The sequence below is a fragment of the Vibrio sp. YT-19(2023) genome, from assembly GCF_033337395.1.
Genome location: NZ_JAWOQN010000008.1, coordinates 29,381 through 55,373, shown reverse-complemented (window position 1 = coordinate 55,373; position 25,993 = coordinate 29,381). Strand labels below are relative to the sequence as shown.

At 46.7% G+C, this 25,993-nt stretch carries 23 protein-coding genes; 9 read left to right on the top strand and 14 right to left on the bottom strand.

Annotated elements, in window-relative coordinates:
- The first annotated feature begins 20 nt into the window (after nucleotides 1–20).
- A complete protein-coding gene (locus R7E78_RS07825) occupies nucleotides 21–1,055 on the top strand; it encodes a spermidine/putrescine ABC transporter substrate-binding protein (protein ID WP_318057803.1) in 1,035 nt (344 codons plus the stop codon).
- A gap of 106 nt (nucleotides 1,056–1,161) precedes the next feature.
- Here R7E78_RS07825 and tyrS read toward each other — a convergent pair whose 3' ends face one another.
- From tyrS to ppsA, 4 genes are all read right to left on the bottom strand, one after another.
- Nucleotides 1,162–2,421 carry a tyrosine--tRNA ligase gene (tyrS, locus tag R7E78_RS07820; protein ID WP_042523265.1) on the bottom strand — a complete coding sequence of 420 codons (1,260 nt, stop codon included), beginning with the start codon at nucleotides 2,419–2,421 and terminating at the stop codon, nucleotides 1,162–1,164.
- Nucleotides 2,422–2,503: 82 nt separating this feature from the next.
- A complete protein-coding gene (locus R7E78_RS07815) occupies nucleotides 2,504–3,310 on the bottom strand; it encodes a response regulator transcription factor (protein WP_021707696.1) in 807 nt (268 codons plus the stop codon).
- 193 nt (nucleotides 3,311–3,503) lie between these two features.
- Nucleotides 3,504–4,283: a hypothetical protein gene (locus R7E78_RS07810; RefSeq protein WP_005373824.1), complete on the bottom strand. Its 780-nt coding sequence runs from the start codon at nucleotides 4,281–4,283 to the stop codon at nucleotides 3,504–3,506.
- Nucleotides 4,284–4,453: 170 nt separating this feature from the next.
- Nucleotides 4,454–6,826 carry a phosphoenolpyruvate synthase gene (ppsA, locus tag R7E78_RS07805; protein WP_318057802.1) on the bottom strand — a complete coding sequence of 791 codons (2,373 nt, stop codon included), beginning with the start codon at nucleotides 6,824–6,826 and terminating at the stop codon, nucleotides 4,454–4,456.
- 251 nt (nucleotides 6,827–7,077) lie between these two features.
- Here ppsA and R7E78_RS07800 point away from each other — a divergent pair, with 251 nt between their 5' ends.
- Nucleotides 7,078–7,914, top strand: a complete 837-nt coding sequence (locus R7E78_RS07800) for a pyruvate, water dikinase regulatory protein (RefSeq protein WP_005373820.1) — start codon at nucleotides 7,078–7,080, stop codon at nucleotides 7,912–7,914.
- Between the two features lie 76 nt (nucleotides 7,915–7,990).
- Here R7E78_RS07800 and ansB read toward each other — a convergent pair whose 3' ends face one another.
- Complete coding sequence (gene ansB, locus R7E78_RS07795; RefSeq protein WP_318057801.1) at nucleotides 7,991–9,055, bottom strand: L-asparaginase 2; 1,065 nt, start codon at nucleotides 9,053–9,055, stop codon at nucleotides 7,991–7,993.
- A gap of 370 nt (nucleotides 9,056–9,425) precedes the next feature.
- The gene (locus R7E78_RS07790; RefSeq protein WP_237305851.1) at nucleotides 9,426–10,682 is read right to left on the bottom strand and encodes an adenylosuccinate synthase; all 1,257 of its coding nucleotides are present in this window, start codon (nucleotides 10,680–10,682) and stop codon (nucleotides 9,426–9,428) included.
- A gap of 105 nt (nucleotides 10,683–10,787) precedes the next feature.
- Between R7E78_RS07790 and R7E78_RS07785 the strand changes: the two genes are divergently transcribed.
- From R7E78_RS07785 to R7E78_RS07775, 3 genes are all read left to right on the top strand, one after another.
- Nucleotides 10,788–11,657: a LysR family transcriptional regulator gene (locus tag R7E78_RS07785; RefSeq protein WP_005373812.1), complete on the top strand. Its 870-nt coding sequence runs from the start codon at nucleotides 10,788–10,790 to the stop codon at nucleotides 11,655–11,657.
- A gap of 19 nt (nucleotides 11,658–11,676) precedes the next feature.
- Nucleotides 11,677–12,069, top strand: a complete 393-nt coding sequence (locus R7E78_RS07780) for a ribosome recycling factor family protein (protein WP_262590793.1) — start codon at nucleotides 11,677–11,679, stop codon at nucleotides 12,067–12,069.
- Between the two features lie 77 nt (nucleotides 12,070–12,146).
- Nucleotides 12,147–12,761 carry a LysE family translocator gene (locus R7E78_RS07775; protein ID WP_017633575.1) on the top strand — a complete coding sequence of 205 codons (615 nt, stop codon included), beginning with the start codon at nucleotides 12,147–12,149 and terminating at the stop codon, nucleotides 12,759–12,761.
- Between the two features lie 93 nt (nucleotides 12,762–12,854).
- Here R7E78_RS07775 and R7E78_RS07770 read toward each other — a convergent pair whose 3' ends face one another.
- From R7E78_RS07770 to doeA, 6 genes are all read right to left on the bottom strand, one after another.
- Nucleotides 12,855–13,376 (bottom strand): DUF2058 domain-containing protein, encoded by a 522-nt coding sequence (locus tag R7E78_RS07770; RefSeq protein WP_258480013.1) that lies wholly within the window; start codon nucleotides 13,374–13,376, stop codon nucleotides 12,855–12,857.
- Nucleotides 13,377–13,547: 171 nt separating this feature from the next.
- Nucleotides 13,548–14,951 carry an aspartate aminotransferase family protein gene (locus tag R7E78_RS07765; protein ID WP_318057800.1) on the bottom strand — a complete coding sequence of 468 codons (1,404 nt, stop codon included), beginning with the start codon at nucleotides 14,949–14,951 and terminating at the stop codon, nucleotides 13,548–13,550.
- A 41-nt stretch (nucleotides 14,952–14,992) separates the two neighbouring features.
- A complete protein-coding gene (locus R7E78_RS07760; RefSeq protein WP_318057799.1) occupies nucleotides 14,993–16,513 on the bottom strand; it encodes an NAD-dependent succinate-semialdehyde dehydrogenase in 1,521 nt (506 codons plus the stop codon).
- 155 nt (nucleotides 16,514–16,668) lie between these two features.
- Nucleotides 16,669–17,148: an Lrp/AsnC family transcriptional regulator gene (locus R7E78_RS07755; RefSeq protein WP_005373784.1), complete on the bottom strand. Its 480-nt coding sequence runs from the start codon at nucleotides 17,146–17,148 to the stop codon at nucleotides 16,669–16,671.
- Nucleotides 17,149–17,271: 123 nt separating this feature from the next.
- A complete protein-coding gene (gene doeB / locus R7E78_RS07750; protein WP_054729346.1) occupies nucleotides 17,272–18,279 on the bottom strand; it encodes a N(2)-acetyl-L-2,4-diaminobutanoate deacetylase DoeB in 1,008 nt (335 codons plus the stop codon).
- A gap of 54 nt (nucleotides 18,280–18,333) precedes the next feature.
- Nucleotides 18,334–19,521: an ectoine hydrolase DoeA gene (doeA, locus tag R7E78_RS07745; protein WP_005373780.1), complete on the bottom strand. Its 1,188-nt coding sequence runs from the start codon at nucleotides 19,519–19,521 to the stop codon at nucleotides 18,334–18,336.
- A gap of 271 nt (nucleotides 19,522–19,792) precedes the next feature.
- Here doeA and R7E78_RS07740 point away from each other — a divergent pair, with 271 nt between their 5' ends.
- Entirely contained in the window at nucleotides 19,793–21,226 is a 1,434-nt protein-coding gene (locus R7E78_RS07740; RefSeq protein ID WP_080996739.1) for a PLP-dependent aminotransferase family protein, read from the top strand.
- Nucleotides 21,227–21,246: 20 nt separating this feature from the next.
- Here the strand turns inward: R7E78_RS07740 and R7E78_RS07735 are convergent, their stop codons facing one another.
- Nucleotides 21,247–22,269 carry a helix-turn-helix domain-containing protein gene (locus tag R7E78_RS07735; RefSeq protein ID WP_318057798.1) on the bottom strand — a complete coding sequence of 341 codons (1,023 nt, stop codon included), beginning with the start codon at nucleotides 22,267–22,269 and terminating at the stop codon, nucleotides 21,247–21,249.
- Nucleotides 22,270–22,400: 131 nt separating this feature from the next.
- Between R7E78_RS07735 and R7E78_RS07730 the strand changes: the two genes are divergently transcribed.
- From R7E78_RS07730 to R7E78_RS07720, 3 genes are read left to right on the top strand one after another with little or no spacing between them, the layout of a single operon-like run.
- The gene (locus R7E78_RS07730; RefSeq protein ID WP_054574554.1) at nucleotides 22,401–23,162 is read left to right on the top strand and encodes an SDR family NAD(P)-dependent oxidoreductase; all 762 of its coding nucleotides are present in this window, start codon (nucleotides 22,401–22,403) and stop codon (nucleotides 23,160–23,162) included.
- Nucleotides 23,163–23,202: 40 nt separating this feature from the next.
- The gene (locus R7E78_RS07725) at nucleotides 23,203–23,715 is read left to right on the top strand and encodes a 2,4'-dihydroxyacetophenone dioxygenase family protein (RefSeq protein ID WP_226083407.1); all 513 of its coding nucleotides are present in this window, start codon (nucleotides 23,203–23,205) and stop codon (nucleotides 23,713–23,715) included.
- Nucleotides 23,716–23,719: 4 nt separating this feature from the next.
- Nucleotides 23,720–24,778 (top strand): zinc-binding dehydrogenase, encoded by a 1,059-nt coding sequence (locus R7E78_RS07720; protein WP_318057797.1) that lies wholly within the window; start codon nucleotides 23,720–23,722, stop codon nucleotides 24,776–24,778.
- A gap of 83 nt (nucleotides 24,779–24,861) precedes the next feature.
- On the opposite strand, the gene R7E78_RS07715 is transcribed toward R7E78_RS07720, so the two are convergent.
- The gene (locus R7E78_RS07715) at nucleotides 24,862–25,986 is read right to left on the bottom strand and encodes an alkene reductase (RefSeq protein ID WP_042523247.1); all 1,125 of its coding nucleotides are present in this window, start codon (nucleotides 25,984–25,986) and stop codon (nucleotides 24,862–24,864) included.
- Between the last annotated feature and the right edge of the window lie 7 nt (nucleotides 25,987–25,993).

Here is a 25,993-nt window from a genome sequence, read left to right as displayed (position 1 = left end):
GACTGGTTGGATTGCATACCATGAAATTAATCATCAAAGGATTGGGGCTGAGTGCTCTTGTGCTCAGCATGTTTGCTCATGCAGATAGCAAAACGTTGAACGTTTATGCATGGGGTGGCTATTTGCCGGAAGCATCGTTAAAAGCGTTTGAAAAACAAGAAGGCATTACGATTAATTATTCGACTTTTGAGAATAATGAATCAATGTACACCAAGCTAAAATTGCTAAAAGGTTCTGGCTACGATGTGGTTTTTGCTTCTGCGTACTTCATTGAAAAAATGGGGCGAGAAGGGCTGCTTTCGAAAATAGATCACGCTCAAGTGCCAAACATGCAAGACACAATGGACGGTTTACTTGGCCAAGCGCACGATCCTAAAAATGATTACTCGCTGCCTTATATTTGGGGCATTACCGGGATTAGCTACAACGAATCCATGGTTGAGCAACCAGTGACAAAATGGGCAGACTTATGGGAGTCTCAATACGAACAACAAGTCATGTTGATTGATGACGTCCGCGATGTGTTTGGTATGGCGCTTAAGAAAAATGGCCATAGCGTGAATACAAAAGACGAAGCTGAAATCGAACAGGCTTTTGATTCTCTAGTTGCGCTGAAAAACAACGTATTACTGTATAACTCAGATGCACCGCAAGTCCCTTACGTGTCCGGTGAAACATCGGTCGGCATGCAATGGAACGGCAACGCATTCCAAGGGCAGGTTGAAATGCCTGAACTGAAGTTCGTGATGCCGGAAGAGGGCGCGGTATTGTGGATGGACAACTTCACTATTCCGTCTGGCAGTAAAAACAAAGCATTGGCGCATAAATTTATTAACTTCATGTACCAATCAGAGAACCAAGCGGAAATCGTGACCAGTTTGGGTTATGCGTCGGCAACGAACGCTGGGCGTGAAAAATTGCCAGAAGAATTGAAAAACAACCGTACTATTTTCCCTTCATCAGAAGACATGAAAAAAGGCGAGTTTATTAATGATGTTGGCGCAGAAACGTTAGCGATTTACGAAAAGTACTGGCAACGTTTAAGAACGCAATAAGCAACGCCTTTGCCTATTGTTAGGCTTAAAATCGTTCAAATTTGAATTCCCCTCATCACGAAAGCGGTGAGGGGAATTTTTTATGGGCTTTGTACTTCGAGTGTTGCTACGCGGCACGCTTTACGAGGCAGAAGTGCTTTTTACCGCGTTGCAGTAACCAATATTGATCAAACAGTGGGAAGCTCAAACTTGGGTTATCAGCCGCCACTTTTTCACCGTTTACACTGATGGCGTTGTTGCTGATGTGTTCGCGTGCAACACGCTTCGAACTTGCTAAACCCGACTCAATCAACAGCTCAACCAAATCTTGCTGTGCGCTCTCAATGCTTGGTAAACCATCCAACTCCAATTGTTTTAATTCACCCAAACTCAGTTGTTGCACATTACCGCTGAATAAAGCTTGAGTGATGCGCTCGGCGCTAGCTAGGCCTTCTTCGCCATGAACAAATCGCGTCATTTCCTCAGCGAGGATACGTTGTGCTTGTGGCTTACCTTGGCTTGCTTGGTCTTGCGCTTCAATGCTGGCAATTTCTTCGCAGCTCAAGAACGTGTAGTAACGCAGGAAGTGGTAAACGTCGGCGTCTTCTGCGCCAAGCCAGAACTGGTAGAACGCGTAAGGAGAGGTTTTGCTAGGATCTAGCCATACTGCACCGCCTTCGGTTTTGCCAAATTTGGTGCCATCGGATTTGGTGATCAGCGGCAGAGTTAAGCCAAATACTTGCTCACCATTTTGACGGCGAGTTAAATCGATCCCGCTGACGATGTTTCCCCATTGGTCATTGCCACCGATTTGCAAACGGCAACCGTATCGACGGTTTAGCTCGGCAAAATCGTACGATTGCAGTAGGGCGTAGCTAAATTCGGTGAAGGAGATACCTTGGTCAGGTCGTTGCAGGCGTTGTTTTACCGATTCTCGGTTGACCATAGTATTGATCGAGAAGTGCTTACCCACATCGCGGAAGAAGTCGATCACATTGATCGCTTTCATCCAGTCAGCGTTGTTTACCATGATCATCGGCTTGGTCAGTTGGTGATTCATCAACTGCTGAATTTGATTAGAAAGATCGTTAACCCAGCCTGAGACGATTTCCTCTGAGTTCAGACTGCGCTCAGTCGCTTTAAAGCTTGGGTCGCCAATCATGCCCGTTGCACCGCCAATCAAGGCAACAGCTTGGTGTCCGGCATCTTGAAAGCGCTTAAGCATAATCAAAGGCACGAGGTGGCCGATATGTAAGCTGCCAGCTGTAGGATCGAAGCCGCAGTAAACGGTTTGTGGCTGTGAGAGAAGTGTCTGAATTTCTTCCAAATCGCTGGCTTGTGCAATCAAGCCGCGATCTTGTAAATCTTGCAGTAATGGTGTCGTCATTCTTTTTGTCTGTTTTAGTGGTTGTTACATTCAGACTAAAACGCGACACCTTTTCTCGATATATCCCTTAAGGGACAGTTTTTTATCTTGAATGGAGAATGAGGTGATTGAGGAAAAGCTGGAATAACTCACTCAATGAAGACACATTTAATTGCGAGTAAATTCGCTTTCGATGATTTTTGACCGTGCCTTGAACTAAGTGTAACCGCGCGGCAATTTCTTTGGTGTCAAACCCTTGAGCGAGAAGCGAAGCCACCTCTTGTTCGCGACGGGTGAGTGATTCTACGCCAAACGTTGCTAAAGCTTGCTCAATGGCTAATCGCATACTGCCAGAATAAGCACTCTGTGCAAAAACAGGCTCAGAAAAGGTAAATTCCGTTTGTTTCCAATGCTGCTGACAAAGCGACTGAATTATCGGGAAATAGGGCTTTAGCTTATTGATTTGTTGCTGAGAAAAGTATTTTCCATCAGTCATATATCCGAAGTACAGCATGACCCAACGGCCAGATTCAACTTCGACTAGCATGCTCAGTTCGTCTTTCCACCCTGTTTGATGATAGAACTGCTCGCAGTATGAGGTGAAGTCAACGCCTTTACGCGCCACGTCTTTGAGCGTAAATACGCCTTGTTGCTTTGTCTCGTTTAGTTTGAGAAAAAAAGGGTCATTTTGAAATGAGTCAGTAAGGTAGCGTTGAAAAAGTAACTCTCGCTCGTTCTCAATTGAGTCGTAGAGATAAATAGGATGTTTACCTTCTCGGTAACCTAAAATAACTGCGCAATCAAAATGAAAAAGAGTGCGAATGACACGCATAAGTTTAGGAGTAAAGTTAGGCGTGTTAAGAGCAGAAATTGCTTCTGCTAGCAGATTATTAAAGTTATTGTCAGGCATGGGATACCGAATTGCAGGTGGTTTTGCGCAAGCATAACCAAAAGCAATCCAACGAGAAAGGGAAGTCGCCATCTTCTGGTGACTTCCATAGAGAAAGTTGCGTAAGTGCTCAGTTTTGAGGAATCATATCCCCGTTAACTTATTGATAAGGGTGCATAACAACGGTTTTATTTAAGCGATTAGTTGCTATGCATTACTGCGAGTTAGTGAGCTCTTCGTTAACCCAATATTTAGAACCAGACACGTTAGCATCGATGAGCAAACCTTTAGCGTTCAACTGATAGACGGCGACGCCGCTGTTAAATTGTTTTGAAAGTTGCTCTGAATCTTCGCCCGCAACAGCAGAGGCTTCACTTGTGGCCTCCCATCCTTCGTTGACGAACGTATCAAAGTCTTCTTTGCTCTCAAACAGAACCACTTGTTGGTAAAATTTGCCGCCAGCCCCAAGTGCAACGCCCAAACCAAACATATTCATATAAGTGCGTTCTTCTGTTTCCTTATTCACTGCGACTCCTGACCCTGAGTTGGTGTGAAACAGCAAAGATAATTTACGAGAATCAAAGACCGCGTAGCCGTACGCGTTGTCGTAAATAGCTTTTGCCTCCGGCTTTTCATTAAATAACTTGAGCAAAGCGCTATCTGCCATTAAGTCCACGGCTTGGCGAGCTTCTTCTGGCGTATCGCCTTCCATCAGCTCATCAATTTTTTTGTCGGCAGCATCTATCCATTCTTTGCTTTTCTCGATGCTGGCTTCTGTCCATTCGCCTGCGGTATTGATCGCTTCCTCGGACCAGTTCGTGAAATCTTGCCACGCTTGTTTTGAAAACGCTTTGGTGTCGTCCCAAGCATCTTGTGCAGTATCAGAAACTGCGTCGCCAAGCTCAGACATTTTATTGGAAATTTCATCCCAATCGGCATAAGCAGGGGATGCCAGGAGCATCAATGTAGTAAGGAGTGCGATAGGCTTTTTCATCAAATTCTCTCTGGAGTTATCGATATACCATTCATTTTAGGTCATCAGACTTTGATAATGAAATTGACTAAATGACGAACTTGAGAGAGGAATCACGAACTGATTGTGAAATGACGTGTGAATAACAAAGCCCTCACAAGGGGAGTGTGAGGGCTAGAGTTTATCGTGTGTTACTTGCTGCTAACTTTACCGAGTTTTAACCAAGTATCGATAACCGTATCTGGGTTTAGTGATACAGAGCTAATACCTTGATCCATTAGCCATTCCGCTAAGTCGTCGTGGTCTGATGGGCCTTGACCACAAATACCAACGTATTTGCCTGCTTTTGTTGCCGCATCAATCGCCATCTGAAGCATCACCTTAACCGCTGGGTTACGCTCATCAAATAGATGTGCGACATCGCCAGAGTCACGGTCAAGACCAAGCGTTAGCTGAGTCATGTCGTTTGAGCCAATCGAGAAGCCATCAAAGTACTTTAAGAACTCATCGGCAAGGACCGCGTTGGATGGCAGTTCGCACATCATGATGACTTTAAGACCCTGATCGCCACGGCGCAGATCAAACTTCGCTAGCAAATCAATCACTGATGCTGCTTCGCTTGGAGTACGTACAAATGGGATCATGATTTCAACGTTTTTCAGACCCATTTCGTTACGAACGCGTTTGATTGCTAGAGTTTCTAACTCGAAGCAGTCTTCAAACACTGGAGAAATGTAACGAGACGCGCCACGGAAGCCAAGCATTGGGTTTTCTTCATGCGGTTCGTATGCTTTACCGCCAACCAAGTTGCTGTATTCGTTAGACTTAAAGTCAGACATACGAACAATAACGCGTTTCGGCCAAAATGCCGCAGCAATGGTTGCGATACCTTCTGTCAGCTTGCTTACGTAGAAATCGATAGGATCTTTGTAACCACGAATACGCTGAGTGATTTCTGCTTTTAGCTCATCGCTTTGTGCATCAAAGTTAAGTAATGCTTTCGGGTGGATACCAATCATCTTATTGATGATGAATTCAAGACGAGCAAGACCAACACCTTCATTTGGAATTTGTGCGAAGTCAAACGCGCGATCAGGGTTACCCACGTTCATCATCACTTTTGTTGGTAGCAGTGGCAGTTCATCAACAGAAGAGCGTTTTACATCAAACTCAAGTTCACCTTGGTAAACGTAGCCCGTTTCACCTTCTGAACAAGATACGGTCACGGTTGCACCATCGGTTAACTTGCTTGTCGCATCGCCACAGCCAACGATTGCAGGAATACCAAGCTCACGAGCGATGATGGCAGCGTGGCAAGTACGGCCACCACGGTTGGTTACGATTGCAGATGCTTTTTTCATCACTGGTTCCCAATCTGGGTCAGTCATGTCTGTAACTAGCACGTCACCTTCTTGGACTAAAGACATTTGGTCCAGAGAGTCAACCAAGCGAACCACGCCTTTACCGATGCGCTGACCGATTGCACGACCTTCAACCAAAACATCTGCTTTGTTTTGTAGCTCGTAGCGCTCAATCACGTTTTGTTCCGTTTGTGAACATACGGTTTCAGGACGCGCTTGAACAATGTACAGCTTGCCATCAATACCATCTTTTGCCCATTCAATGTCCATTGGACGCTGATAGTGCTTTTCGATGATCATTGCTTGTTTTGCGAGCTCTTTGATCTCGTCGTCGTTCAATGAGAACGTGTTGCGCTCTTCATCAGAAGTATCAACGATATCAACTTGTTTGCCGATTTCTTGGTTATCTGAGTAGATCATTTTGATCAACTTAGAACCAAATGTTTTCTTAACGATTGGGTGTTCGCCTGCTTCAAGCATTGGCTTGTGAACGTAGAACTCGTCAGGGTTTACTGCACCTTGAACGACCATCTCGCCTAGACCCCATGAAGAGGTGATGAAGACAACTTGGTCGAAACCCGATTCAGTGTCTAGTGTAAACATAACACCCGACGAGGCTTTATCTGAACGCACCATACGTTGGATCCCCGCAGATAGCGAGATGCCACGGTGGTCGAACCCTTGGTGAACGCGGTAAGAAATCGCACGGTCGTTAAATAGAGAAGCGTAAACGTGCTTAGTTGCTTCTAGTACTGCGTCGATGCCTTTCACGTTCAAAAACGTTTCTTGCTGACCAGCAAAAGAAGCATCAGGTAGGTCTTCTGCCGTAGCAGATGAACGAACTGCGACTGAAAGCTCAGGATTGCCTTCGATCAGTTCTTGGTAATTTTCACGAATTTCTTGTTCAAGGTCCGCAGGGAAAGGGGCCTCTAATACCCATTGACGAATGTTTGCACCTGTCTTACGCAGAGCTTCTACATCTTCAACGTCTAGTTCATCGAGTAATTGGTGAATACGCTCATCCAAACCTTCGTGGTCAAGGAATTGGTTAAACGCGTATGAGGTTGTCGCAAAACCATTTGGTACAGAAACGCCTGCGTTTGCTAGGTTAGAAACCATTTCGCCAAGTGAAGCATTCTTACCGCCGACTTTGTCGACATCATCCATGGATAGGCCATTGAACCAGAGGGTGTTCTTTTGCATGTCTTTCTCCAGAAACATTGCAGCTTAGTAGGGGGACTTAAATCGATCTAAACAATCGCATGTTGGCTGTTATTACACGTTGACCATACATTGCTTCATTTAGATTGATATCAAAGGCAAACGATTACGTTCTGGCTAAAAAAAATTCAAAAGAATTTTTAAAGCTGTGGTGAACCTAACTGAAAGCCAAACTGATTTATTAATATTATGTGTACCATCCTACTCAAAAGATTTTGAAAAATTAAACAGAAATGCAAATAAATAACCAAAGTCGTGATGTATTCTATGTTTCTGACGGTACGGCTATAACATGTGAGACATTAGGGCATGTTGTTCTCGGTCAATTTCCGTTCATTCCTAACGAAAAAACCTTTCCGTTTGTAGAAAGCCAGGACAAAGCTACTGACGTAGTCAAAGAAATTGAAACTTCCTACCAGCGCAATGGCGTCAAACCTCTGGTCTTTTTCTCAATTGTCGTTCCAGAAGTACGTGAAATGCTGCTTGAAGCGCCGGCATACAGTTACGATGTTTTGGAGAGTATTGTGCAGAAAGTGCAAGACGACATTCAGATGGCACCAAAGCCTAAGTTGCAGCGTTCTCGCAGCGTGGGGAAAGATTCCGACACCTATTTTGACCGTATTGCGGCTATTGAATACACATTGGCGCATGATGATGGCATCACGCTAAAAGGGTTGGAACAAGCCGATATTATCCTGCTGGGAGTATCGCGCAGCGGAAAAACGCCGACTAGCTTGTACATGGCGATGCAATTTGGTTTACGTGTTGTGAACTATCCGTTCATTGCGGAAGATGTGAAGATGATGCGTTTGTTGCCTGAATTTGAGATCCATCGTCATAAGTTGTTTGGGCTGACTATCGATCCCGAGCGCTTGACTGAAATCCGTGAAAATCGTTTGTCTGGAAGTGATTACGCTAGCACAGAGCAGTGCAAGTTGGAGCTAGACACTGTTGAGGCGTTGTTTAGAAGAGAGGCGATCCCATATATCAATACGTCCTCTCTGTCTGTTGAGGAAATTACTACGCGTATTCTGGAAAAAGCAGGAATGAAGCGTCGCTTGTTTGGCTAACAAGAGACGCCCATGTCGCTATGTGTAAGAGGAGGTAAGATGTATACCTCCTCTATCGAATGAACCTTAGACAGAATTAATAGTATTGGAACATCTTTTGGATGTCTTGATAGTTTTTGGTCTGAGTCAGTGACAGCATCAGTAAGATACGTGCTTTTTGTGGGTACAATGTACCAGCGGCAACAAAGCCGTATTTTTCGTCATCAATTTCAGCATCCAAAGTGGTTGAGCCGCTAGGCGTTCGGGAGCTTCTTACAACAACAACGCCATCTTTACTCGCTTTCTCTAGCTCATCAAACACAGTGTGGTACAAGTTACCATTACCGACACCAGCACTTACGATGCCGTCAAACTTCGCATCCACAAAGGCTTTCACTGGCAAATTGGAGGCATTTGCATAGTTATAAACAATACCGACCTTAGGCAACTTAGTAAGCTTTGATACATCGAATGGGGTTTCTGTCGTATGTTTACGCTCTGGGCTTCGTTGATATTTGGCATCGCTATTATGAATGTAGCCGATAGCACCAAAGTTGGGTGACTGGAAAGTGCTGACGGAGGTTGTATTGGTTTTTGTCACATCTCGCGCATCGAAAATCGTGTCATTCATTGCGACTAGCACGCCACGTCCTTCTGAATCTTCATCGGTGGCTGTTACGACTGCATTGTATAAGTTGACTGGTCCATCAGCACTCATTGCGGTGGAAGGACGCATTGCACCGACGATCACGACAGGCTTTTTGCTCTTGACGGTCAGATCAAGGAAGTAAGCGGTTTCCTCTAACGTATCCGTACCATGAGTAATGACGATGCCGTCAACATCATCTTGAGCGAGTAGCTCATTAACTCTTTTCGATAATTTTAGCCACACTTCATCATTCATATCTTGTGAACCGATACTGACCACTTGCTCTCCAGAAATATCGGCAATCTTGGTCATACTCGGCACCGCAGAAATCAATGATTCAACGCCGACTTTACCTGCTGTGTAGTTTGACTCTGTTGCAGATTGACCTGCGCCTGCTATGGTGCCGCCAGTGGCAAGAATTTTAATGTTCGGAAGATCGGATTGCGCGAAAGACAAAGAACTAAGGCACAAACCAAGGGTTATCGTACTGAGGCGGAAAAGATTTTTCGTCATGGGAATCACCTGCTGTTAGGTTGGATGTTGGGGAACTCATCTATCCTAAAAACAGCGGGTTAGATTTTTTGAGTACTAGTTCAACAAATTGCAGATGAAGATCGTGATCAACTAATCACTTAAAGAATATCAAATCAACCAGTTAACCTAATTGACGTGCTTCTTTAACAAGTGAGATGTGCTAGTAACGTGCACAACGTGTTAAGCCCTATAATTTATTGATTTATAAATAAAGGAGGTAGGAGTCTCGTGATGAGGTTACTAAACATGAATTTAGCCGTGCAATTTTTCAAAGTTTACAGTGTAAAAAAAAGCGGCTTTACCCCGGAACAGATAAAAGCCGCTTGCCAATGATGTGTTAACTCACATCTTATCGCATAATCATTTGTTCACGACCAGGACCCACAGACACCATTTTTACTGGTACGCCCATGAGTTCCTCAATGCGTAGAACGTATTTCTGTGCTGCTACTGGAAGCTCTTCAAACTTACGACAACCTGTGATGTCCTCGCTCCAGCTTTCCATCTTCTCGTAGATTGGCGCAAGAGAGGCAGTTTGAGGCCAGATTGGGTTTTCGCTGTGGTCGCCTTCGTAGCCAACACAGATTTTCAGATCGTTAAGGCCAGTCAAACAGTCTACTTTCGTTAGTGCAATTTCAGTTGCGGCTTGCAGTTCAACGCCATTTTTCGTAGCGACTGCGTCGAAGTAGCCCATGTCGCGTGGACGACCCGTAGTTGCACCGAACTCGCCAGCAAGTTCGCGGAAAGCGTCTTGCTCTTCCATTGCAGTGATCAACGTACCAGTACCCACTGATGAGCTGAAGGCTTTTGCAACCGCAATAACGCGTTCAGGACGAAGTGCCGGAAGGCCACTACCGATACCCGCGTACATTGATACAACGTTAGAAGATGTTGTCCAAGGGTACTCACCGTAAACAAGGTCACGACCCGCGCCAAGCTGCGCTTCGAACAATAGAGTTTTGTCTTTCGCTTGTAGTTCTTTTAGAGGAAGCGTTACGTTGCAAATTGAATCGCGCCAAGGTGCAGAGACTTCTAGCAGCCAGTTCGCCAGTTCTTCAGCGGTTTGTTCAAACTCGAACGTCGGGTAAAGTGCACGCAGTTGCGGCAGTTTCCAATCCATCATGAATTGAAGGCGTTCAACCAATACTTCTGGTTGCTTCAACCAACCAACTAGGATGCCTTTCTTCATTACGCGATCACCGTACGCAGGTGCAATACCTTGGCGAGTTGAACCGTATGCTTTGTCGCCTAAACGTTGTTCTTCTAGCGTATCTTCTAGTGCGTGTAGAGGTAGACACAGTGTTGCGCGATCAGAGATGCACATATTCACTTTTACGCCCGCTTCTTCAACTTCCGCAATCTCCTGAGACAGCAACGCAGGGCTGATAACCATACCCGGACCTAACACTGCCAAACAGCCTGGGTTGAATACGCCACTTGGTAGCTGGTGCAGCTTAAACGTACCTAGATCGTTAACCACGGTGTGACCCGCGTTGTTACCACCTTGGAAACGAATGCTCGCAGAAGCTTGCTCTGCCAAAAAGTCAACGATGCGGCCTTTGCCTTCATCACCCCAGTTTGCACCCACAACAACGATAGACGACATAATTTAATCTCCAAAAACAGATGCAAAAATCTTAAGGTGTTCGCCATAATAAGAGAAATTAATTATACTCATTAAATTGATAAGAATTTCATATCGGAATTGGCAATGTTAGATTTGAACTGGCTGCGAACCTTCGTAACTCTTGCAGAGGTAAAACACTTTGGTAAAACAGCGACGGAACTGCACATGACGCAGCCGAACGTAAGTTTGCATATCAAGCAGTTGGAGCAAGCTACGCGCACGAAATTGATTGAGCGAAATCCCGTGCAGTTGACGCAAGCGGGGAAGCGTTTGTTAGCTACGGCGCAGCGGATGCTCAATGAGCTGCAAATTTGTCAGTCGGATCTCAATGCCATCAACGATCTTACGCAGGGGACGCTTTCTATTGCGGCGAGCGATATTGTTTCACGTTTACTGCTTATCAAACCATTTCAGCAATTCAAAAGTGAATATCCGGGGATCGACTTGGCATTGTTCAATACCACATCTTCTCAAGCGGTGGATTTGGTGAAAAGTGCGCGTGCCGATATCGGCTTTGTTATCGCACAAAAAGAGAGTCAACCGCTGCATTTTACGCCTCTCACGCAGATTCACTGGTGTGCGTTTGGCGATAACATTTTTGAGTGGCAAGACAATCGAAAAGAGAGCCAGACGCTGATCCTGCTAGGGCACGATACTCGAACCCGAGAGCTGATTGATGCGTCTTTACCTGAACTAAATCTGCCTAAGCATCGCGTGATGGAAGTGGGCAGTGTGGAAGCACAAATCGACTGGGCGGAAGCGGGGTTTGGGACTGCTATTGTGCCGGATTTCTCGCTCGATCCGAGATTAAAGCTTTCTCGTGAAGTTACGCCTTTGCCAAGTTTTCCAAACACTGATTTCGGCTACATCGTGCGTCAAAATCAGGTGTTATCCAAAGCGGCAAAACAGTTGTTGGCTTGGGTTGGCGAGAATGTGTCGGTGGTTGAGGGCTAAGACGATGAAAGAAAAGGCCATGAAAGAGACGAAGATTACGATTTCGCTCCCATCCTTGATTCACCGTATTGGGGGCGATCATGCCAAGCGAGCGAAAACACTCGCAGCAGAAAAACAGTGCGATCTTAAGCGAATTAGACGATCTCGTCACTGGCAAATCTCGGGCGAGGCTTTGGATGTAAAAGCGTTTTTAGAGCATCTCAAAAACGAAGAAGCAGAGACGATGCGATTTGCGATCAACAAAATCGAACAAGCTCTACTTGCTCACCAAGACAAATTGGAACCTTTGGACGTGAAGTTGATACGTTTGGTGAGACAAAACCCAAACATCACCTTAGCGGAGCTGATGGCTGAAACGAACTGCACGTTAGTTCAAGCTCGCACGACACGATTTGATGCTGAGTTGCTTTAAGATCGGTTTGTGGTTTACTCACTTTATTAACAGATGTTAGGGTACCGATCAAAATCACTCACTAAGACCATTTTATTATGGATATTTGGCAGCTTCTCCTTTTTATTCCAGCTTGCTTCGCTCTAAATATGGCTCCAGGCCCAAACAATTTATTGGCAATGAATAATGCGCGTTGTTACGGCTTTAGGGCCGCGTTTACGGCCAGTTTAGGCAGAATTGCTGCTTTTTCAGCGATGATTGCGTTGTCTGCATCAGGTCTGGCTGTGATTTTGTATACGTCAGAAATGCTATTTTTGGCAATAAAGTTGGTAGGGGCGCTGTATCTACTATGGATTGCGTTCAACCTTTGGCGTTCAGAGTCCAGCCCGATCTCTGACTTGGACAATTCGCGCAACTACGCAGGACTGGCGAAACAAGAATTTACGCTCGCTGCTGGCAACCCGAAAGCGATTCTTATTTTTACTGCATTCTTGCCGCAATTTGTTGATGCCAATGCCAACGTTCAAGAGCAGTTTTTTGCCCTTGGCTCCACGTTTTTGATATTAGAAATGGTCGCCATTTCAATCTATGCCATCTTTGGTTTGTACTTGAGACACTGGTTTTCAAACCCCAAAATGGCGAAACGTTTCAATCGCGGATGTTCGTTGTTTTTAGCCGCATCAGGTGCGAATTTGCTACTAAGTAAGCAATAACAACACATCATCTCTGTAGATTATTTTTCTATAAAAAGAGCCGCTGATGTTACATCAGCGGCTCTTTTAGTTGATGCATCGATTAATTTATTGTTACCACATCAAATCGTCAGGCACGACGAAATCTGCGTATGGATCGTCTTCTGCTGGAGTGTCCGATTCAGGTTCTTTTTGTTCGATGATGACGGACTCATCACGTTGAGCAATTTTATTCGCTACTCCACGTGGAATGACAACATAGCTTTCACCAACAATTGCGATTGCCAAAATACCTTTGATCAACTGCTCGCGGATAAGTGAATCTACATAAAGTGATTTCACTAGCGTGCCGTGAGTGAAGTTGTATTTGATGTCGCCATCTTTTAAGTCGATCTTGTTCATCTCAATCAATTGATTGATCTGCGCTTTGATCTCTTTATTTAATCGCTCAGCATTTTGCTGCTCGCTCAATTGTTTATCACGCTCTAACTGTTGGCGTTTATTCTCTTCAACCGCCGCTTTTACTTCGCGTGCTTGAACGCGTGATTTTTTAGAGCCTTTCTTCGCTTTCTTTAGTTTCTTTTCATTAACTAAGCCAGCTTTCAGCATTTGTTCTTGAAGGGTAAGTTTTGCCATGTTTTATCCAGTTAGTGCGCAATTTTGGGCATTTTACCCACTATTGCCACTTGTAGTAAATAATAGTGCTTTCTATGGGTCTAAAATGTTTGGTTGGCTTGTTATCTCTTTAACGAAAGTGCAAAGCGGGCCTTCTCCAAAGCCCGCGAGCATTACTGAAATCTAGGTGGGTTATGGCTGCCACTGTTTAGATGTGACGAGGTTATCCATCACTTTGTTTACCGCTTGATGCGCTTTGTCGACAATAGTGTCGATGTCATTACGATTTGCGATAAGCGGTGGAGCAAAACCGAGGATGTCACCATGTGGCATAGCGCGAGCGATTAAGCCTTGCTCTAAACAGGCCGCCGCGATTTGCGGGCCTACTTTCAAGTTTGGATCAAAGTGTGCTCGGCGAAGCTTGTCTGAAGAAAACTCCAACGCATGCAACAAGCCAACGCCACGAGTATCACCGACTAATGGATGATCGTTAAACGTCTCTGCCATACGTTGCTGCAAGTAAGCGCCGACTTCGGCCGCGTTTTGCACTAAGCCTTCACGTTCAATGATATCGAGGTTGCAGTTCGCGGCTGCCGCTCCCATTGGGTGACCAGAGTAGGTATAGCCGTGTCCGATAGCGCCCCATTGGTCGGTGCCGTTTTCTAGCACACTCCAAACTCGTTCACCGACGATCACGCCAGACAGCGGTTGATACGCTGAGGTTAACCCTTTCGCTACCGTGATGAGATCTGGTTTCATGTCGTAGTGGAGTGAGCCAAAATCGGAGCCGAGGCGACCAAAGCCACACACCACTTCATCCGCAATCAAGAGTACATCGTATTTGTCGAGTACTTTGCGAATCGCCTGCCAGTACCCTGCTGGTGGTGGCACAATACCGCCAGTACCGAGCACTGGTTCCGCAATCATTGCTGCCACCGTTTCTGGGCCTTCTTCCAAGATCATCGTTTCGAGTTGATCTGCGCAATATTGAGAGAATTCGAGCTCAGACATACTCTCGTCTTCACGGCGATAATAATATGGCGCGATGGTGTGTTTGATACGCTCAAGTGGTAAATCAAAATGGGCGTGGAACAACGGTAAACCTGTCATTGAACCGGACGCGATACTTGAACCATGGTAGCCGCGGTCACGCGAAATGATTTTTTTCTTCTCTGGTAGACCACGAGCATTGTTGTAATACCACACCAACTTAAGTTGAGTTTCGTTCGCGTCGCTGCCTGACATGCCGTAGTAAACTTTGCTCATGCCTTCAGGCGCCATTTTAATGATGCGATCTGACAGTGTCACGAGCGCTTCGTTCGTATGACCGACGTAAGTGTGGTAGTACGCCAGTTCTTTGGCTTGCTCATAAATCGCATCGGCCATTTCGGTCCTGCCATAGCCAATGTTTACACAATACAACCCGGCAAAGCCGTCTATCAGATCGATGCCTTCTGAATCGGTGATGCGTATTCCGCTTCCGCTCGAGATAATTCTTCCCGAAAGCTCCCCGGCCGCATACTGCTTCAGGTGGGTTGAGGCATGAAATACTCTCTGACGATCGATCGCTAAAAGTTGTTGGGTTTTGTTACTCATGATCCTTCTCCTCGAATAATTGGATATCCATATTTCGTGCCTCAACTGCCACTGACGGTTGGTAAAGCGCCTAAGCAGCAGTATTTGATTTCGCTGTATTCTTCAAATCCGTGACGGCTTCCTTCTCGTCCAAGACCAGACTGTTTCACGCCGCCGAATGGGATAGGGTGCCCTGTCATTTTGACGGAGTTCACGCTCACCATGCCAAACTCCAAACCGCGCATGCAGTGCCAAATTTGGTGAATATCGTGACCATAAACATAGGCAGCTAAGCCGTACTCAGTGTCGTTGCTCATTTCAATCACGGTATCTAAGTCTTGGTAAGGCAATACGCCTGCCACAGGACAAAAATTCTCTTCGCGATACACCGCCATTTCAGAGGTTACATCGGCTAGCAATGTCGGCGCGAAGAAGTTTTCGCCTGGAACGGGCTGGTGGTATCCCGCTACCAATCGCGCGCCTTTGTCGAGCGCGTCACGCACCAAATCATGCGCTTTATCCACCGCAGTGCGATTAATAAGTGGTCCCATGGTGGTTTTTTCGTCTAAGCCATTGCCCAAAACGATGTGGCTCATTTCTTTGGCAAACGCTTCCAAAAACGCTTCGTACTTATCGTCAGGGACGAAAATACGGTTTGCGGCCAAGCAGTCTTGTCCTGCGGTTTGAAACTTCGCATCCACGGCGGCTTTGGCTGCTTGCTCGATATCCATATCTGGCAGCACGATGAAAGGGGCGTTACCACCGAGCTCCATACTGCACTTCTTCACGGTTTGTGCCGCGTCGCGTAGCAATAGTTTGCCCACTCGAGTTGAGCCTGTGAACGAGAGTGCTTTGACTTTATCGGAGTGGCACAAGGTTTGTGACACCATCACCGCATCGCCAGTGATCACGTTAAATACACCAGGTGGAAAGCCAGCTCGGTCTGCTAACTCTGCCAACGCTAACGCAGAAAAAGGCGTTTCACTGGCGGGCTTAATGATCACCGGACAGCCTATTGCTAGTGCGGCAGCGGCTTTGCGTGTGATCATGGCATTAGGAAAGTTCCAAGGCGTAATCAGTGCTGCGACACCAATTGGCTCGCGCACCGTTGATAGGTGCGCATTCGGAATATGACTTGGGATGGTTTCGCCATAACAGCGGCGTGCTTCTTCGGCAAACCAACGAACAAAGGATGCGCCGTAGTCAATCTCACCTACAGCATCACCTAGTGTTTTTCCTTGCTCCATCACCATCAAATGAGCAAGATCTTGCTTTGATTCTAGAATCAGGTCGTGCCAACGCATGAGAATTTCAGCGCGCTCTTCTGCTTGCATTTTTCGCCATTGACGAAAGGCTTGGTCGGCTTCATCAATCGCTTGATAGAGTTGTTGCTGAGATAGCTTAGTGATGTAACCGATGACCGTGCCATCTGCTGGATTATCCACCGGATGAAATTGATCACCACTTACCCATTTGCCATTCACGTACGCTAAACCTCTCACCAAACGTACGTCTTTCATTATCGCCATCATGTCGTGTGAGGCTTTTAATTCTTCAGTGTGTAAGCTGTGCAGTGCTGCCATGAGTCCTTCTCCCAGCATCGTTGTCCATAATGAAACTGTAATGGAGAAGTGACCGAAATAATTTCTGATACCGAGGTTTAAAACGTCAGAACTTTCTTTTTAGTGCCGTTAAATATGGTGTTTTTTCTGTTCACGCCTGATGCACATTTTCCCTTTTATAACAAAGCGTTTTGGTTTACTTCGAATGTGCCCGCATCACGTTTGATTGTTTTTGTCACAATGTAAGTAAAGTAGCGCTCAATGCCCACATCTGAGTCTAACCAGTTGTCGATAAGCCGCTGATATTGGTCGATATCTTCTGACTGAATTTTAAGGATGTAATCGACACCACCGCCCGTGGCATAGCAATCAGTGACTTCTGGTGAATGTTGAACCAGTTGCTCGAAGCGTTTGAACGCTTGGGCGTTGTGTTCTTTGAGCGTAACTTCAACCATAACTGACGTTCGTTTGAACAAAATATCGGTATTTACTTTTGCTCCGTAACCTTCAATGATGCCTGCTTCTTCCAGTTTTTTGACGCGCTCCCAGCAAGGGCTCACGGATAGGTTGATGGCCTCGGCAAGGTGAGATTTGGTGATACGACCATTATCATGAAGTATTTGTAGAATTTTTACGTCGTAGCGATCGAGGCGCATTATGAGTCTCCCTGTTGAATACTAATCATTTCATAAAGGCTGATGACTGGTCGCTGTTATAAGGTGCTTTCCAGTTTGCTTCTGGTATGCCATTTGTTTTGATTTCTTTGGTTGGCTTTTTAATCAGCCTATCTCGCCGCAGTCTTCGGCTATAACTGCGATAGTGTCACCGATATTCACCATAGCAGGAAAACGACGTGCCGCGAAAATACCATTGCGCTGTGACTTGTACTCAACGGGGGCGGTACCTGTGCGCTCGGTCGAGAAGATTCTCACTAATACATCTCCCTTTTTGACGGTATCGCCAAGATCAAATAAGTATTCTGTGATGCCCTGGTGCTGGCTTTGCACATAACAACTTGCATCAGGCATATCTAATAACTTAGTTGGTTGGGTTGGTTGTTCGTAGTCACCGGGCAAGTTGCCTGAGAAGCGCAAGAAGTTGCGAATGCCACGGTCGGAATAAGCGATGGTTTCTGGAGTGCTGGTTCCGCCTCCTCTGAGTTCGGTGGTAACAAAGATTTTTCCCTGAGACTCCACGGCAGTGTCATACAGGCTAGTGGCGTCCATTTCGAGCAAGATCATGGTGTAAGGTGCGCCAAACAGTTTTGCACCTAATATGCAGGCTTCTTCTTGATCGAGATTGTCGAGACGATGGGCAGCGGCGAACGGCACGATATCTAACGTTTTACCACCTGAGTGAATGTCTAACGCAAAATCGCACTTAGGAACTAGGTAACGAGTAAAATAATCCGCAATTTTCTCGGTCACTGTGCCTATGGGGTTGCCGGGAAAGCTGCGATTTAAATTCCCCTTATCGATAAACGACGTACGTGAGGCATTTTGTACCGCAGGTAAGTTCATCATGGGTACAATAATGACACGACCTTGGATTTGATCTGCCTGAAGCGAGTTCGTCAATTTTAGCAGGCTGGTGATGCCTTCGTATTCGTCTCCGTGATTACCGCCAGTAAGCAGTGCGGTTGGTCCGTGACCATTTTTGATCACGGTGATAGGTATCATAATACTTCCCCAAGCGGAGTCGTCATGTGAATAGGGCAGCGTTAAAAAGCCGTGCTGTACACCTTCTCGGTCAAAGTCTATAGTGGCTGTGATCGAGCTTTTTTGCATATCAAGTCCTTTTCGTTCTCAGACCTAGCTCAACAGAGCTTGAGGTTTGAAAAATTAGTGTTTAACAAATAAGTGGCGTGGAAAGTCACACAGCGTTTTTGCTCCATCATGGGTAATGACGATACTTTCCGTTGTTTCTAACCCCCAATCTTTGAACCACAGCCCCGGCATAAAATGGAATGTCATGCCTTCTCTCAAGATGGTTTTATCGGTGTCTCGCAAACTCATTGTTCGTTCCCCCCAATCTGGCGGGTAGCTCAAACCTATTGGATAGCCACAACGGGCGCCTTCTCGTGAGAATCCCGCTTTATCGAGAACCTGGTTTAGTGCATTGGCGATGTCGGCGCAGGTATTTCCGGGCTTTGCCACTTTCAAGCCCGCTTCAAGTCCTAGAGTTAGGGCTTCGTCGGCTCGTTTAAACTTGTCGTCAGGCTCGCCAAGAAAAATAGTGCGTGAGAGTGGGCAATGGTAACGGCGGTGCGCCCCTGCGATTTCAAAAAACGTCCCTTCGCCTTTCTTGAAGGGTCTGTCATCCCAAGTCAGGTGAGGTGCGGAAGCATCAGAACCTGATGGCAAAAGCGGCACAATCGCGGTGTAATCGCCAAAGTGGTCTTCATGCCCGAGCACGGCTTGGCGGTTAATCTCGGCAACAAGGTGGTGTTTCGGTAATCCTGGTTCAATCATGTCGAACGCAACACGGTGCATATTTTCAACAATGCGAGCGGCACGGTACATGTACGCCAGTTCTTGATCGGATTTAACGGCGCGGCACCAGTTGACTAGTCCAGTTGCATCGAGAAGTTGAGCATTCGGTAGGTGCGTAGTGAGTGATTCGTAAGCGGTGGCGCTAAAGTAATAGTTATCTTTTTCTACGCCGATGCGACCACGATCCCAAAGGCGCGGAGCCAGTACGGCTTCGACTAGGAAATCCATCGGGTGTAACGGCGGGTTCATTACATAATGGTCTGGATAGTAGGTAATGTTTTCTGCCGACATATACGCAGTCCTGTATGCTCCGTTGGCATCTTGGCAGCGTCCAAACCAAACAGGTTCATCAGATGGACCAACAACGACACATTGTGGCACGTAAAAAGACCACCCATCATAGCCTGTCAGCCACGCCATGTTAGAAGGGTCATGAATGATAAGGACATCCAATTCTCTTTCTTCCATCGATTGCCGAACTTTCGTTAACCGATCCTGGAACTCATCCAGTGTAAAATGCAAAGCAACGCCTCTCATATTTTCTCCTTGTTAGAAATCCGACGCCTTATGGGCCTTCGGAGACGCTGAGGTATTTCTACCTTCTACCAGCTAGCCAGATCTGCGTTAAAAATGATTGCAATTTACCTCTGGGGTTGTATTTGGATTAAACGATGCTGTTTAACATGTTTGTTTAACCCATACATTTCATGTCAATCATTACAATTGTGGTTTATTTTTGTGCATTTCACCTCGTTTTGTGAGTTAAAGTTCGCCATTTGTTAAATGGAAGTTACAATGAGCGTTAAAAATGAATCAATTAAAATATTGTGTCATGACAATTTCTTTGAACCCGATCATTCGGCCAGGCACCGCTAAATACATCTCCATTGGTAACTATCTTGTCGAATGTGTCCGCAGTGGTTATCTAAAACCGGGAACTCGATTACCCACACATCGTGAGTTTGCAGAGCAAATTGGCGTCAGCGTACAAACGGTGAGCCATGCATATGGTTATGCAGAGAAAAAAGGAGCGATCGAGTCTTGGGTTGGGAATGGTACTTTTGTCAAATCAGGTTTTGTGGATGAAAGTACGGACACGGAGTTCATGCTGACACAAGAGATGAAAGAAACGCCGGATGAAATTGATATGTCGATTGCACATCCAGTGGTGACCGATCGCCACATTACGCTTTTTAATCAGGCGTTAATGGAGATTGCTGGGCAAACAAACAATCGTGGTTTGATCAGTAAAGCAAAGCCGGTAACAGGTCAGCCTCATCATATTGAGTCAGGAGCACGATTTCTAAGTAGCCAAGGGTTGGATGTGGGTGCCGATCAAATATTACTCACAAATGGCGCATGCCATGGTTTAACGTTGGCTTTAAGCACAGTTGTTGAACACGGCGATTTAGTTGCTTGTGGTCACTTGGTTGATCATGGCTTGATCTCTCGCTCGAGAATGCTTGGATTTAAGTTGCAACCACTTGAAATGGATGAGTTTGGTATAACGCCGGATGCATTTGAATGGGCATGTAAACACAAACCAATCAAGGTATTGTGTTGCACACCGAGCATGGCTAACCCGACTAGTGCGCATATGGATGTTGAACGCCGAGAGGCGATAGCGAATATTGCGCAGCAATACGACATCTATGTAATTGAAGATGACGTGTATGGAGCACTAGAACCTAACCGTGTCCCACCCCTTGCCACATTGTTACCCGAACAAGCTTTCTATGTCACCAGTTTAACCAAAGTTGTAGCGCCAGGCATGCGCACTGGCTATCTGACGGTCCCACGTCATTTTTTGCAGCACGCGATTGGTCGTTTAGCGGCAACGAGTTGGTCTGCGACTCCATTACCATTTGAAGTTGCTCATTTGTGGATCGAAAACGGTACGTTAAATCGACTTATTCGCTTTCAAGTCAATGAGTTTGCTAAGCGACAGCGAATAGCAAAAGCCGCTTTAGAAGGGCATGTTTATAGCTCGCACCCGAATGGACAGCACATTTGGTTGAGACTACCCGAGCAGTGGAATAGCGATGACCTGGTTGCTTCGGCAAAGCGTTCAGGGGTGCAGATCACGGGATATAAACCGTTTGTTCTCGATACAAATCAGCCAATGCCTTACGTGCGAATCAGTTTGGGAGCAGAAACAAACCGAGGCTACATCAAACACGGGTTATCTGTGATTGCTGAAATTCTCGATACCAACCCTCCCACCTCACACTTTTTGGTCTGAGCGATAGGTTATTTATGCTTTTATCTGATGGGCTTAAACGTTTGTAACTGAGTTTTTTCTTGTCGCCATTGTCTCGGCGATTTCCCCGTCCAACGGCGAAAGTGGCGGCTGAAGACCGCAGTTTCTGCATAGCCCAGTTGCAACGCGATATCGGTAATACTCTGAATATTCTCATGCAATCGCTGTTCGGCGAAATCCTGACGCACTTGTTGTAAAAGCTGCCGATAATTTGTGCCCTGTTGTTTCAGCTTGTTTTGCAGCATTCTCGGATGCAGGTCCAATGCTCTTGCAACGCGCTCAACGCTGCATTCTCCGGTTGAGAGCAGACGGCCAATCATGTTTGCTGCTTGGTCACTGAGATTGTTGGGGTAACGGGTTTGCAGCTCTTTGAGGTGCTGTTGAAAATGGCGCTCTAGGGCGTCTTCATCTTGGTGGTTCTTAGCGTTAAGCAGAGTCGCTTTAAGTAGGATACCGTCAAACTTATCACCGAAACGCAGTTTGCTCTGCTGGGCAAATTCACTCTGTTCTGTCTCGAAGCTCGCGTGTTGGGTGAGGTGTAAACAGAAGTGACTTGCTTCAATATCAAGCAGACAGGCAATAAACATCGCCAGATGCGACACACTGAGCTGCATCAGCTGTGCGATACCTCGTTCGCTGTGCACATCAATATTGAGCGACAACCGTACCCAATCATCTTGTGGCGTCATGTTGAGAGTGACCCCTGACGAATGCAGATAGAGAAAATCATTCACCCGCGCAAAGGCTTCACCGACCGTTTGCGCCCGGGAAACCAGCATTGGCAAGTCTCCCAAGCTCTGTAGGTTTTGACGCTCGGCGAGCAACACGCCAAACAGCGGTTGCTGACAACGAGCAGCCGCTTCCTCCAGCAATTCAGCCAGCCTAGGGTAGGCGAGATACGTATCGGGATTGCGAAACTGCGCCGCAGACAGCCCGGCGGCAGCCATAATCTCAACCGGATTCTGCCCCAGTTCGGAAACCAAGCTATCAAATTTATCGGCAGCGCCACTTCGTACGATATACATGTCTCGATTTTTAAATGTTAACAGGTTGTAAATCGCAATGTATCAAATTTACTTCGCAAAAGGTCAAGTGAGTGTCAGTGAGTTGATCTAGGTTACATTTTGATAACAACAACGCATGGATGAGAAGGTGTATGGAACTTATCAATAAGACGGCCATTGTGACTGGGGCAGCTGGTGGAATTGGCCAAGCCATCATTGCAAAGCTGAGAGAGCAAGGAGCCAAAGTGCTTGCTGTCGATATTTCAGAACAATCACTGCAAATGTACACAAGTTTTGACTCAAAGCAGTTGGGAACCTTTGTCGCGGACGTCACCGATTACCAACAAGTTGAAGCTATGGTGAAGTGCGCGGTCGAACAGTTTGGCTCGCTTGACATCATGGTCAACAACGCGGGCATCGGTGCACCGAAACCTCTGCTTGACCACGACCCAATTGCCGATTTTGAGCCGATCTCAAAGGTCAACCAAAATGGCGTTTACTACGGCATTCTTGCCTCTGGAAGACAATTCCAAGCGCAAGGCACGCCGGGCGTGATCCTCAATACTTCTTCTGTTTACGCACGAATGGCGTCTGAGATGACCTTTACCTACAACGTCAGTAAAGCCGCAGTCGATATGATGACCAAATGCGCCGCATTAGAACTCGCACCATTGGGTATTCGTGTTTGCGCCGTTGCTCCGGGACGCGTTGATACTCCGATGTTAAGGCAATACGAAGAGATTGGCCTGTGGGACCACATTCGCAAAGAACAGATGCGTCAAAACTTCACACAACCAGAAGAGATTGCTGATGTGGTGGCGTTTCTGGTAAGCGAGAAAGCCAACTGTATCAACGGTTGTACCATCAGCGCATCTGACGGTTTCGAGAATTTTAAGTACCCACTTATGGGATAGGCGAGTACGCCACATTACAGCAATAGCGAGGATGTAAGTTATGTCATTACCAGAAGTTATTCAGCATCAAGATTTCCTATTAACTCTTAATACTAATGAAGAGTCGATCATCAAAGACGCGCTACCGGGTGTTGATGTTTACCCGTTGTTTCTAGACCCAGAAAACGGTACTTGGGTGGTTCGCGCCAAATTCAAACCGGGTATCACTCTGCCTAAGCACTACCACACTGGTGTGGTGCACTTCTACACCCTAAGTGGCGCTTGGCACTACATCGAGTACCCAGACCAACTCCAAACCGCAGGCAGCTACTTATATGAGCCAGGCGGTTCGATTCATACCTTCCACTGCCCTGAAAGCTCAGGCGGTGCCGACGGATTTATGGTGATCCAAGGTGCAAACATTAACTTTGACGAAGAAGGTAACTTCATCAATATCATGGATGCGGGTTGGATTGAGCAGGTTGTTATTGCAACAGCGAAAGCACAAGGCTTCACCGCGCGCTACATCAAACCGGGTGCCATTGCTGGCCTCAGCGATGAGCTAGCGGAGTAACCCCATGCAACAGATGAACAGTATCGTAATGCAGAATGGTAGTGTCCGCCTGAAGCAAGTCGGAATCCCCAAACCCGCAGCGGGACAAGTGTTGGTTCGTAGTCTAGCTTGCGGTATTTGTGGCTCCGACCTTCACATTACTCGACACGCGGATGAGGTATTTGATGTATTCCACCAGCTCGGGTTGATGCCTGATGAAGCCGGTGAGCACGCTCAAGTGATGTTAGGGCACGAGTTCTGTGCGGAAATTGTCGAATACGGTGCTGACACTCAGCAGACGTTGGCTGTTGGTCGCCGAGTCACCTCAGTGCCGATGTTGCTCAGTCAAAATGGCGCGGGCGTTGGTGTCACTCCAGGTACTTATGGTGCTTACTCTGAGTACTTCCTGCTTGATGAAGCGTTATTGCTACCTGTCCCAGACGGAATGCCGTCTGAGGCGGCGGCATTGACCGAACCACTGGCAGTCGGTTTGCACGCGGTCAATCGCAGTGAAATCGAAACGGAAGAAACCGCGCTGGTTGTCGGTTGCGGCCCTATAGGGCTGGCGGTGATTGCTGCACTGAAACAACGTGGCGTGAGCAATATTCTTGCGGTCGATTTTCAGGAAGAGAAACTGCAACTTGCTAGTGAGTTTGGCGCAAATCGATTGATCAACCCGACCAGGGAAGACGAGATCGCCGTTGGTGAGCAGTACGCGATGAACTCACGTCTGGTCATTTACGAGTGTGTTGGCAAGCATACTTTGATTGACGATTTTCTGCGCCGCGCCCCTGCCCGAGCGCGAATCGTCATCTCGGGTATCCATACTACACCCGCAATCATTAACTACGCGTACGCGACGGTAAAAGAGCTCGATTTGAGATTCTCTTACTACTACCAACCGCACGAGTTTGAGCAATGCCTACAAGCGATTGCCGAACACACGTTGCCTTGGCAGAAAATGCTCACCGCCAAAGTGGGAATCGATGGTGTGGAAGATGCGTTTAGACAGTTAATGACGCCAAATGACCACATCAAAGTCGTTATTGAACCTTGGCGCTGCGGCGCGTTAGAAGTGATTTAACTCTTAGCCAGATTAAGCTAGCTAAAACCAATTTTAGTTTGGTGACAGCTCCAACCGTAGCAGCTAGGTTGGGGCTTTTTTTGTTAGGCCTGTTCTGCGCATTCCTGCTGCAGAGCAGGGTAATCGGTGTAGCCTCGTTCGTTTCCGCCAAACAACGTTGAGCCATCGAGTTCTGCCAACGGATGGTGATGTTGCAATCGAGAGACCAAGTCTGGGTTTGCTACGAATGGTCGTCCGAATGCGACAAGATCCGCGTAGCCTTTCTCTAACACTTCGTTTGCTCGTTGAGGATCGTAGCGACCTGCGACAATGATAGCGTTGCGAAAGCGCTTTCTAAGTTCGATTCGAAACGTCTCGGGAATCGTTGGTGCATCGGCCCAATCGGCCTCGGACAAGTGCAAGTAGGCAATGTCGCGCTCCTGTAGCTGTTTTGATGCCTCTAGGATCGTTGGCACGATATCTGGGCAGTCCATATCTTTAAACGTAATGAATGGTGCCAATCTCACCCCAACTCGATGCGCACCAACAGCGGCGATAACTGCATCCACTACTTCGATAAGAAAACGGATACGATTTTCTCGTGAACCACCGTAGTTGTCTGTTCGATGGTTTGAGTTGGTTCTTAAGAACTGATCGATCAGATACCCATTCCCGCCATGGATTTCTACACCATCAAAACCCGATTCAATAGCGCGTTTGGCTGCGTTCGCGAAATCACCGACAACTCGGTTGATATCCGCTTGTGTCATGGCGCGAGGCTCAACACAATCGACCATATTGCCGTTGCCTTGTTCATCTGCAATCCAAACTTGCGTCTCTACCGGAGCGAGCGCAGATGGCGCGATAGGCTGTTCACCATTTTGGAATGTTGGGTGAGACACTCTGCCCACATGCCATAGCTGACAAAACATCGCTGCGCCTTGTGATTTGACCGCTTGGGTCACACCCTGCCAGCCCGCCACTTGAGCATCGGTGTAAACGCCAGGGGTGAACGAATAGCCTTGAGAATCGTCCGAAATTTGTGTGGCTTCGGAAATGATCAGCCCGGCAGAAGCGCGTTGTTGATAATACGTTGCCATCATCTCATTCGGGATGTTGCCCGGCTGAGTGGTGCGTGCGCGAGTCATTGGTGCCATGACAATGCGGTTTTGTAGTGACAACGCTTTCAGTTGAGCTGGTTCAAACAGCTTATTTGGTCTTTGTTGCATGTTGCGC

Excerpts from the sequence above, each read along its gene's own strand:
- R7E78_RS07760 (WP_318057799.1), bottom strand. The coding sequence starts at position 16,513 with ATGGCAGCACTGCACAGCTTACACACTGAAGAATTAAAAGCCTCACAC.
- R7E78_RS07735 (WP_318057798.1), bottom strand. The coding sequence starts at position 22,269 with ATGTATATCGTACGAAGTGGCGCTGCCGATAAATTTGATAGCTTGGTT.
- R7E78_RS07780 (WP_262590793.1), top strand. The coding sequence starts at position 11,677 with ATGAAAGAGACGAAGATTACGATTTCGCTCCCATCCTTGATTCACCGT.
- R7E78_RS07715 (WP_042523247.1), bottom strand. The coding sequence starts at position 25,986 with ATGCAACAAAGACCAAATAAGCTGTTTGAACCAGCTCAACTGAAAGCG.
- R7E78_RS07770 (WP_258480013.1), bottom strand. The coding sequence starts at position 13,376 with ATGGCAAAACTTACCCTTCAAGAACAAATGCTGAAAGCTGGCTTAGTT.
- doeB (WP_054729346.1), bottom strand. The coding sequence starts at position 18,279 with ATGCAAAAAAGCTCGATCACAGCCACTATAGACTTTGACCGAGAAGGT.
- R7E78_RS07800 (WP_005373820.1), top strand. The coding sequence starts at position 7,078 with ATGCAAATAAATAACCAAAGTCGTGATGTATTCTATGTTTCTGACGGT.
- R7E78_RS07720 (WP_318057797.1), top strand. The coding sequence starts at position 23,720 with ATGCAACAGATGAACAGTATCGTAATGCAGAATGGTAGTGTCCGCCTG.
- R7E78_RS07785 (WP_005373812.1), top strand. The coding sequence starts at position 10,788 with ATGTTAGATTTGAACTGGCTGCGAACCTTCGTAACTCTTGCAGAGGTA.
- R7E78_RS07810 (WP_005373824.1), bottom strand. The coding sequence starts at position 4,283 with ATGAAAAAGCCTATCGCACTCCTTACTACATTGATGCTCCTGGCATCC.
- R7E78_RS07755 (WP_005373784.1), bottom strand. The coding sequence starts at position 17,148 with ATGCGCCTCGATCGCTACGACGTAAAAATTCTACAAATACTTCATGAT.
- R7E78_RS07740 (WP_080996739.1), top strand. The coding sequence starts at position 19,793 with ATGAATCAATTAAAATATTGTGTCATGACAATTTCTTTGAACCCGATC.
- R7E78_RS07725 (WP_226083407.1), top strand. The coding sequence starts at position 23,203 with ATGTCATTACCAGAAGTTATTCAGCATCAAGATTTCCTATTAACTCTT.
- R7E78_RS07775 (WP_017633575.1), top strand. The coding sequence starts at position 12,147 with ATGGATATTTGGCAGCTTCTCCTTTTTATTCCAGCTTGCTTCGCTCTA.
- doeA (WP_005373780.1), bottom strand. The coding sequence starts at position 19,521 with ATGAGAGGCGTTGCTTTGCATTTTACACTGGATGAGTTCCAGGATCGG.
- R7E78_RS07825 (WP_318057803.1), top strand. The coding sequence starts at position 21 with ATGAAATTAATCATCAAAGGATTGGGGCTGAGTGCTCTTGTGCTCAGC.
- tyrS (WP_042523265.1), bottom strand. The coding sequence starts at position 2,421 with ATGACGACACCATTACTGCAAGATTTACAAGATCGCGGCTTGATTGCA.
- R7E78_RS07790 (WP_237305851.1), bottom strand. The coding sequence starts at position 10,682 with ATGTCGTCTATCGTTGTTGTGGGTGCAAACTGGGGTGATGAAGGCAAA.
- R7E78_RS07730 (WP_054574554.1), top strand. The coding sequence starts at position 22,401 with ATGGAACTTATCAATAAGACGGCCATTGTGACTGGGGCAGCTGGTGGA.
- R7E78_RS07815 (WP_021707696.1), bottom strand. The coding sequence starts at position 3,310 with ATGCCTGACAATAACTTTAATAATCTGCTAGCAGAAGCAATTTCTGCT.
- ppsA (WP_318057802.1), bottom strand. The coding sequence starts at position 6,826 with ATGCAAAAGAACACCCTCTGGTTCAATGGCCTATCCATGGATGATGTC.
- R7E78_RS07765 (WP_318057800.1), bottom strand. The coding sequence starts at position 14,951 with ATGAGTAACAAAACCCAACAACTTTTAGCGATCGATCGTCAGAGAGTA.
- ansB (WP_318057801.1), bottom strand. The coding sequence starts at position 9,055 with ATGACGAAAAATCTTTTCCGCCTCAGTACGATAACCCTTGGTTTGTGC.